The 7,723-nt window shown below is 73.0% G+C and carries 10 protein-coding genes; 6 read left to right on the top strand and 4 right to left on the bottom strand.

Annotated elements, in window-relative coordinates:
- Nucleotides 1-334, bottom strand: a 334-nt coding sequence (locus P1P70_RS36370; protein WP_319245393.1) for a MerR family transcriptional regulator, incomplete at its 3' end; no start/stop codon positions are given.
- A 349-nt stretch (nucleotides 335-683) separates the two neighbouring features.
- Between P1P70_RS36370 and P1P70_RS36365 the strand changes: the two genes are divergently transcribed.
- Entirely contained in the window at nucleotides 684-1,133 is a 450-nt protein-coding gene (locus tag P1P70_RS36365; RefSeq protein WP_319245392.1) for an SPW repeat protein, read from the top strand.
- A gap of 44 nt (nucleotides 1,134-1,177) precedes the next feature.
- Here P1P70_RS36365 and P1P70_RS36360 read toward each other — a convergent pair whose 3' ends face one another.
- Nucleotides 1,178-1,333, bottom strand: a complete 156-nt coding sequence (locus P1P70_RS36360) for a hypothetical protein (protein ID WP_319245394.1) — start codon at nucleotides 1,331-1,333, stop codon at nucleotides 1,178-1,180.
- A gap of 109 nt (nucleotides 1,334-1,442) precedes the next feature.
- On the opposite strand from P1P70_RS36360, the gene P1P70_RS36355 reads away from it, so the two are divergent.
- Nucleotides 1,443-1,706: a GlsB/YeaQ/YmgE family stress response membrane protein gene (locus P1P70_RS36355; RefSeq protein WP_319245391.1), complete on the top strand. Its 264-nt coding sequence runs from the start codon at nucleotides 1,443-1,445 to the stop codon at nucleotides 1,704-1,706.
- 120 nt (nucleotides 1,707-1,826) lie between these two features.
- Complete coding sequence (locus tag P1P70_RS36350; RefSeq protein WP_319245389.1) at nucleotides 1,827-2,705, top strand: GNAT family N-acetyltransferase; 879 nt, start codon at nucleotides 1,827-1,829, stop codon at nucleotides 2,703-2,705.
- 7 nt (nucleotides 2,706-2,712) lie between these two features.
- Here the strand turns inward: P1P70_RS36350 and P1P70_RS36345 are convergent, their stop codons facing one another.
- A complete protein-coding gene (locus P1P70_RS36345; RefSeq protein ID WP_319245387.1) occupies nucleotides 2,713-3,507 on the bottom strand; it encodes a GNAT family N-acetyltransferase in 795 nt (264 codons plus the stop codon).
- A 219-nt stretch (nucleotides 3,508-3,726) separates the two neighbouring features.
- On the opposite strand from P1P70_RS36345, the gene P1P70_RS36340 reads away from it, so the two are divergent.
- A complete protein-coding gene (locus P1P70_RS36340; protein WP_319245385.1) occupies nucleotides 3,727-4,230 on the top strand; it encodes a nucleoside deaminase in 504 nt (167 codons plus the stop codon).
- Between the two features lie 61 nt (nucleotides 4,231-4,291).
- Nucleotides 4,292-5,467, top strand: a complete 1,176-nt coding sequence (locus tag P1P70_RS36335) for an acyltransferase family protein (protein WP_319245383.1) — start codon at nucleotides 4,292-4,294, stop codon at nucleotides 5,465-5,467.
- Here the strand turns inward: P1P70_RS36335 and P1P70_RS36330 are convergent.
- On the bottom strand, nucleotides 5,445-6,293 hold the full coding sequence (locus tag P1P70_RS36330; RefSeq protein ID WP_319245382.1) for a GNAT family N-acetyltransferase: 849 nt from the start codon (nucleotides 6,291-6,293) through the stop codon (nucleotides 5,445-5,447). The two genes, P1P70_RS36335 and P1P70_RS36330, sit on opposite strands and share 23 nt — an antisense overlap.
- A 327-nt stretch (nucleotides 6,294-6,620) precedes the next feature.
- Here P1P70_RS36330 and P1P70_RS36325 point away from each other — a divergent pair.
- On the top strand, nucleotides 6,621-7,723 hold a 1,103-nt coding region (locus P1P70_RS36325; protein ID WP_319245380.1), incomplete at its 3' end, for an alpha/beta fold hydrolase.

The raw sequence follows: 7,723 nt of genomic DNA, 5'->3' as shown, positions 1-7,723 counted from the left end.
GGCCGGGAGCGGGGGTCGGCCGGGGCCGGTCCCCGTCGGGCGCTCCGGCGCCCGCGGGGTCCTCCTCCGGACCCCGGGCGCCGGCCCCTCCCTTCGCCGCGCGGGCCGCCTCCGACGGTGGCACCCCCGCGGCGGTGAGCCGGCACATCTTCTCGACGACCGCCACGTCCCGCGGGGTCCAGCGCCGGTGCCGTCCGTCGGCGCGGACCGCGGGCCCGATGCCGTAGCGGCGGTCCCAGGAACGCAGGGTGGTGGGCGAAACGCCCAGCCTGCGGGCCAGAGCCCCGCTGGTGAGCCCCGGATCTGCGGGGTTTTCGTCCCCGTACGCACCCATGCGGGCGACTATACGATGCAGAAGCGATGCGAGCTGAGACCCGGCCCGCCGACCCGCGCGGCCCCACCCCCCGGATCGCCGCCGCGTGCATCCGATGGCCCGGTTCCCTCGGAAGGGGCGAATGGGCGGGGCCGAACGACCGGACCATGTGCCGGTCGAGGGCGCGGACCCGTCCAGGCCCGTCTCCGAGGTGCGGTCGGCGCTCCTCGGAGACGGATGCCGACCCCGGACTCCACCCCTCCCCGCCACTACACATAAAGGGAAAATAAGCGCAGAATGAACGTACGCGGCGCTTACCGCATACCCCACCAGACGCGGTCAGGCCTGCAGAGTTCAAAGGAGTCGACTCATGGCCAACGTCTCACACAGGAGTGACCTCTCCAGTCACCCCGACGCACCCGAAATGCAGGCTCGGTACGCCCGCATGCTCGGTGGTCGCGACGTGGCGCTCGTGGACGGACCGGTGTTCCTGCTCGGTCTGTACTGCGCCGTGTCCCCGTGGATACTCCACTTCACGACGAGCCAGCCCGCGCTGGTGCCCCACAACCTCATCGTGGGCATCGCGATCGGCCTGCTGGCCCTCGGCTTCACCGCCGCGCCGGACAGGATGTACGGCCTGAGCTGGGCCATGTGCGCACTGGGTGTCTGGATGATCATCTCGGCGTGGATCGTGGGCGAGAGCCCGGACGCCGGTGTCGTGGTCAACAACATCATCATCGGCTGCCTGACCCTGCTGCTGGGGCTGATGTGCGCCGGCGTCGCCGCCAAGGGCGGCACCCGAGGGAGCCACACACCGTAGGTGTGCCCAGGAACGCCCGCGAGGGGTAACGGCGGCCGATCCGCTCAGGCGGACCGGCCGTCGCCGAGCTGCAGCGGGGAGCTGACCGGCAGCGCGCGCAAGGCACGGCTGCTGGACGAACGGGCGCCGACGGACACCGTCCGCGTCGCGACGGACGGGCGCACCGTCAGGGACGTCGCGGCGGAGGTGCTCGCCGTCACGGGATGGGTGCCGAGCCCGTGAAGAAGGTGAAACGGAAACGGACTGCACTCGCGTTCGAAGGGCACTCGCACGGTTGCGGGGATCCCGACGACAAGGGGCGGAGTTCAGATGGAGATCGACGGCATCATCAGCGCCATCGTCATCGGCATTGTCATAGGCGTGCTCGGCCGGCTCGTCGTACCGGGTCGGCAGCGCGTCGGCATCCTGTTGACGATCCTCGTGGGCATCGTCGCCGCGCTGATCGGCAGCGCGATCGCCGCGGGGGTCGGTGTGGCCGACACCGGCGGCGTCGACTGGATCGAGTGGCTCATCCAGATCGCTCTGGCTGCCCTGGGCATCGTGGCACTGGACCGTGGCCGGGCACGCCGCTGAGCAGTCCGGGAGCGCGGGCGGGCGCCCACGCGGGTCCGGAATCCCGTTGCGGGTGATCGCGCCCGGCGGCTAGCGTCGCCGGGCGCCGCCGTTGGCCCGTCGACCCTTCCCGGAGCACCGTTGTCGCCACGCGTCACCCACCTCACCGACCCCGCCGTCACCCCGTCGAGCCGCCGACTGGCCTGGCTGGCGTCCGGGAAGGACGGCACCCCCCTCGGGACGGCCTTCCTCCGGCTGTTCACCAAGGAGGGGCAGGCCCATCTCGCGGAGCTGGACGTCTCGGTGCACGCGGCCGAGCGGCGGCGGGGCGTCGGCACGGCGCTGGTCGACGCGGCGATCGCCTCGGCGCGGGAGGAGCGGCGCCGCGCCGTCATCGCCCAGGCCGACCTGGGCTCCCCCGGCGACGCGTTCCTCGCCGCGTGCGGCTTCCGCCGGGTGCTGACGCTGGTGTACGCCCGGCTCGAACTCGCCGGGATCGATCCGGACCATGTCTCCCGGATCCTCGAACAGCCGTGCCCGGGCTACCACTTGACCCGCTGGACGGGCGTCGTACCGCCGGAGCTCGCCCGCACCTATGCCGCCTCGCGCCGCGCGATGGACGACATGCCGATGGGCGACACCGATTACGGCACGGTCGTCTGGGACGTCGACCGGGTCGTGGCGGCGGCCGAGGCCATCGCACGGCGCGGCGACGTGCTGCACACGGTGGCCGCCGTGCACACGTCGAGCGGCACGGTCGTCGGCTTCTCGGAGCTGGTCCTGCCGGGCGACGGCAAGGGCGAGGGCCAGCACTACGGCACGGCCGTGCTGCCCGAGCACCGGGGTCACGGTCTGGGGCTGCGGATGAAGGCGGAGGCGATCCGCCACGCCCACTCCCTGGCCCCGGACCTGGCCCTGCTCACGGACACCGCCGAGGAGAACCTCCCCATGCGACAGGTCAACGACGCTCTCGGCTACCGGCCCACGCACACGGCGATCGAGTACCAGCTCGACCTGTGATCGGCGGTCAGGCCGCCGCCGCGCTCCCCACCGCGTACTCGTACGGCGTGGTCGTCGTGAGCGGCTCGAAACCCAGGCGGGCCAGGATCGGGCGGCTGCGGGCCAGCGCGTCGACCTGGACATAGCGGTAGCCGCGCTCGGCCGCGACCCGGGCGCGGTGGGCGACCAGGGCGCGGTAGACGCCCCGGCCTCGCCAGCCCTCGACCGTGCCGCCGCCCCACAGTCCGGCGAAGCGGGTGCCGGGCAGCAGTTCCATCCGGGCGGCGCTCACCGGTACGTCCCCGGCGAGCGCCACCACGGCCACGACCGTCTCGGTGTCGCCGGTGAGCTGGGCCAGCAACTGGTGGCGCATCCGGGAGCTGTCCGTGCCGAAGGCCTTCTCGTGGACGTCGGCGACCAGGTCCACGCCCGCGCGGTCGGTGACCGGCACGATGCGTACGCCCTCGGGCGGTTCGACGTCGAGGGTCAGGTCGGCGACCTCGGCGACCATCAGCGTCTCCTCCGGGGCGGGTGTGAAACCGGCCGCCCGCAGGCGTCGTCCCAGGTCGACGGGGAGATCATGCCCGTACAGCTTCCATTCGAAGTCGCGCCCGAGCCCGGAGAAGTACCGGATCTGCTCGGTGATCGCCGCGTCGGCGCCCGCCTCGTCCAGGTCGGACCAGACGACGCCGTTCCAGCCCTGCTCGGAACCGATCTGGCGCACCACCTCGCCGACACGCTCGATCCGGGCTCCGGGCCCGTCGGGACGGGCGCCCTCCCGCATGTCCCGGTCGAACAGTGCCAGCACAGCAGTGTGATCCATGGTGCTCACTCCATCATCAGTCGTTCGCCCTGGCAACGGAATTCATCCGCTTTCTCACCTTCGGCGGTGCCGCGGGCGCACCCCCGGCACCGCCCGCCCGTCCGCCCGGTGAGGGCCGTACGGGTGATGCCCGCTGAGAGGGGTGCGAGCCGGGCACACGCCGTAGGGTGCTCGTCGCGGACCGCTGTCGCGCGGTCCCCGCGGAGGAGGCGGACGGTCATGGTGAACGATTCCGAACTGGTGCACCTACGGCGGTGTGTGGAGCTGGCGGCCGAGGCCCTGGAGACCGGCGACGAACCGTTCGGCTCGGTCCTGGTCGGCGCCGACGGCACGGTGCTGGCCGAGGACCACAACCGGGTGGCGGGCGGTGACCGCACCCGTCACCCGGAGTTCGAGCTGGCCCGCTGGTCGGCGGCCCGGCTCACCCCCGAGGAGCGCGCGGCGGCGACCGTGTACACCTCGGGCAAGCACTGTCCGATGTGCGCGGCCGCCCACGCCTGGGTGGGCCTCGGCCGCATCGTCTACGTCGCCTCGTCCGAGCAACTCGCCTCCTGGCTGGGTGAGTTGGGGGTCCCCGCGCCGCCGGTGCGGACATTGCCGGTGCGGGAGGTGGCGCCCGGGGTGAGGGTCGAGGGTCCGGTGCCCGAGCTGGTCGGGCAGGTGCGGGACCTGCACCGGCGGTTCCACGCCAAAACCGTCGGTGATCCCGTCGAGGACGACTGAGACCGGCGGGACGGGGCAGGCGATCCGGGTTCAGTCGTCGTCGTCCGGAGACTTCTCAGCGATGCCCGAAGACGTGGTGCAGTCCACCCGCCCCTCCCCTGCCGCCCCGCCCGACGGGAAGGGGCCCCGGGCAGGCCGGACCTCGCGGGACCCGTACTTCGACAACGCGAAGTACCTCACCATCGTCCTGGTGGCCTGCGGCCACGCGTGGGAGCCGCTGACGTACGGCAGCCGCGCCGCGACGGCCGCCTACCTGACCGTCTACGCCTTCCACATGCCTGCCTTCGCCCTGGTCTCCGGGTACTTCTCGCGGAGTTTCGACATGGCGCCCGGCCGGCTGAAGCGGCTGCTGACGGGCGTGGCCCTGCCGTACGTGGTGTTCGAGACGGCGTACACGCTCTTCTACCGGTGGGCGCAGGACGACCCGGGCTATCCGCTGAGCCTGCTGGATCCCTGGTACGTGATGTGGTTCCTGGTCGCGCTCTTCATCTGGCGGTTGACCACTCCCCTGTGGCTGATGCTGCGTCACCCGCTGCCGGTCGCGCTGGGCCTGGCCGTGCTGGCGGCGGTCTCACCGGGCCTCGGCGGCGACGTCTCGATCCAGCGGGTGCTGGGTTTCCTGCCGTTCTTCGTACTGGGGCTGACCCTGCGGGCGTCGCACTTCGAACGGCTGCGGACCCGCCGGGTGCGACTGTCGCTGCTCCCGGTCGGTCTCGGGGCGCTCGTGGTGGCCTACTGGGTGGCTCCGTGGTTCGACGCGGGGTGGTTCTACCACCGGGGCAGCGTCACCGGCCAGGGCGTCACCCGCTGGGCCGGCCTGCTGACCACGCCCGCCCTGTTCTGTCTGGCGGTGCTGCTGACGGCCTGCTTCCTGGCGTGGGTGCCGCGTCGGCAGCTGTGGTTCACGGCGCTGGGCGCGGGCACGATGTACGGCTATCTGCTGCACGGCTTCGTGATCAAGTGGGCGCGTTTCCGGGACTGGTACGCCGTCGAATGGCTGCACACCCCGCTCGGGGCACTCGCGGTCACGGCGGTGGCGGTCGGCGGCATCACGCTGCTGTGCACCTCCCCCGTGCGGGCCGCGCTCCGCTGTGTCGTCGAGCCCCGCATGGAGTGGGCGTTCAGGAGGAGCGACGCCGCCCCGCCGGGCGACGCCGCTCCTTCCTCCACGGAGAGCCGGCGGGAGGCATCCCCGGAGGCCCGGCGGGAGGCTCCTAGCCGAGTTCCAGGGTCGTGACCCCGAAGACGCGCTCCGCCGCGTAGGGCCGGACCGGGCCGGTGTACATGCGGGCCGTCTCGAAGGAGGGCGTCAGTCCGTGCTCCTCGACCAGCGCCACGGCCGCCGTGTTCGGCTCCGGCACGTCGACGGCCAGCTCGCGGCCCGCGGCCTCGGCGGCGAGCCCGGCGAACAGCGCGCGGGCGTCGTCGGCGGTGTCGGCGAACAGGGGACCGACGCGCAGGGCGTCCCGGCCGGGCCGGATGACGCCGTAGCCGGTGAGCCGCCCGTCGACGATCCGCGCGAGGGCCCGGTGCCCGTCGGCGGTCAGCCAGTGCTCCAGGAAGCGGGGGCGGTCCGCCGGGTGGCAGGCACTGTCGTACGCCGCGAGGAGCGCGGCGTCGCCGACGGGCCGGACACCGGCGGGTACGGCGGTCTCGGGCACCACACCGGAGTACCGGAAGGTGCGGTGGGCCGGCTCGAAGCCGGACTGGCGGTAGTTGTCCTGCTGCGCGACCACGCCGTCGAGGCCCACGGTGCGGTCGCCCGCGTGGGCGAGCGCGGTCTTCCAGGTGGTGAGGCCGTGGCCCCGGCCGCGCAGGTCCGGGCGGACCAGGTAGAAGCCGAGGAAGGCGTAGTCGTCGCCGTAGGTGACGACGGAGACGGAGGAGACCGGTTCCCCGTCGAGCCGGCCGATGAAGAAGCCCTCGGGGTCCTGTGCGAAGAAGCACGCCGGGTCCGACAGGCCCGGGTTCCAGCCCTCGTCCCCCGCCCATCGGGCGACCACCGCCCAGTCGTCGAGGGTGGCCCGGGTGACGACGAGGTCCTGATGGCCCGGAGAGATCATCTCTGCGCTCCTTCGCTGGGGTCGCGAGTGCGCGGCCGCCGTACGACCGCGGGCCCGGTGGTCGGCCGTGCCCCGCAGCATCCTCGCCGACGCCCGATCACGCTCGCGACGCCGGAAACGGCCGACCTCGCGGCGCGACGGGGCGGTCCGGCGGCCGGTTTCACGCGTACGAGCGACCTCCGCGCGCTGTCGGCGGCCTCACGGCGCGGCGCGGGGTACGGCACTCCCGGGGTGCCCGCCCGCCGGGAGGCGTGGCCCCGGGGGGCCGCCTATGGTGATCCGGGGGTCGTCCCCGGCCGCCCCGGCCGGGCTTCCCTGGAGGCACGCATGCGGTCCACGCACAGCCGGCGCCCTCTCACCGGAGCCGCGGTCGCGGTGCTCGCCCTGCTGGGCGCCGGACTGCCCTCCCTCACGGCGGGCGCCGACGACGACAAGGACGAGGCCCGGCCCGACCTGAGCCGCTTCTACGACCAGAAGATCAAGTGGTCGAGGTGCGAGGGCGTGGAGATGCCCCGGGAACTGCGCTGCGGCAAGGTCACCGTGCCGCTCGACTACACCCGGCCGCAGGCCGGCACCCTCGACCTGGCGCTGGCCCGCTACCGGGCCGATGGCGACTCGCGCGGCTCGCTGCTGCTGAACCTCGGCGGCCCCGGCATCCCGGGAGTCCCCGAACTCGCCTACGGCGGCGAGGACTTCATGGGCCTCACCAAGGGCTACGACATCGTCTCCTTCGACCCGCGCGGTGTGGGCCGCTCCTCCCCGGTCAGCTGCGGCGACGGCACCGACGAGGCCCTGGAGGCGACCGACGGCGGTGAGGACTCCGACGACCCGAGGACCGCGCTCGAACGGCTGCGGCGGGCGGCCGCCGAGTGCCGGGAGAACTCCGGCCCGGTGCTGCGACACATAGGCACCCGCAACGCCGCCCGCGACCTCGACGTGATGCGCGCCGCCCTCGGCGACAAGAAGCTCAACTACCTGGGGTTCTCCTACGGCACCCGGCTGGGCGCGGTGTACGCCGCGCAGTTCCCCGGGAAGGTGGGCCGGATGGCCCTCGACGGGGTGGACACCCTGAGCGAACCGCTGACCGAGCAGGGGCTGGTGGGTGCCCAGGGCCAGCAGAAGGCGCTGGAGGACTACCTCGACGCCTGCACCGAGGAGCTGACGTGCCCGTTCGGGCAGGACGCCCGCTCCGCCCGTGAGCAGGTCGTGGCGCTGGTCGACTCCTTGGACGAGCAACCCCTGCCGTCGGACTTCGGGCCGGACTTCACGGGTCAGGACCTGGTGGGCGCCATCAGCCACGCCCTCTACAGCGAGCAGCTGTGGCCCATGCTCACCCAGGCGCTCAACATGCTCGTCCACGACGGGGACACACGAGGCGTCATGGCACTCACGGGCGGCGGCTTCGCCCCACCGTCCACCCCGTACCGCAC

Origin of the sequence: Streptomyces sp. MB09-02B (assembly GCF_033794485.1) — a bacterium.
In the GTDB taxonomy this organism is placed as follows: domain Bacteria; phylum Actinomycetota; class Actinomycetes; order Streptomycetales; family Streptomycetaceae; genus Streptomyces.
The sequence above is the reverse complement of the archived record's forward strand: the minus strand, read 5'-3'. Positions and strand labels throughout refer to the sequence as shown.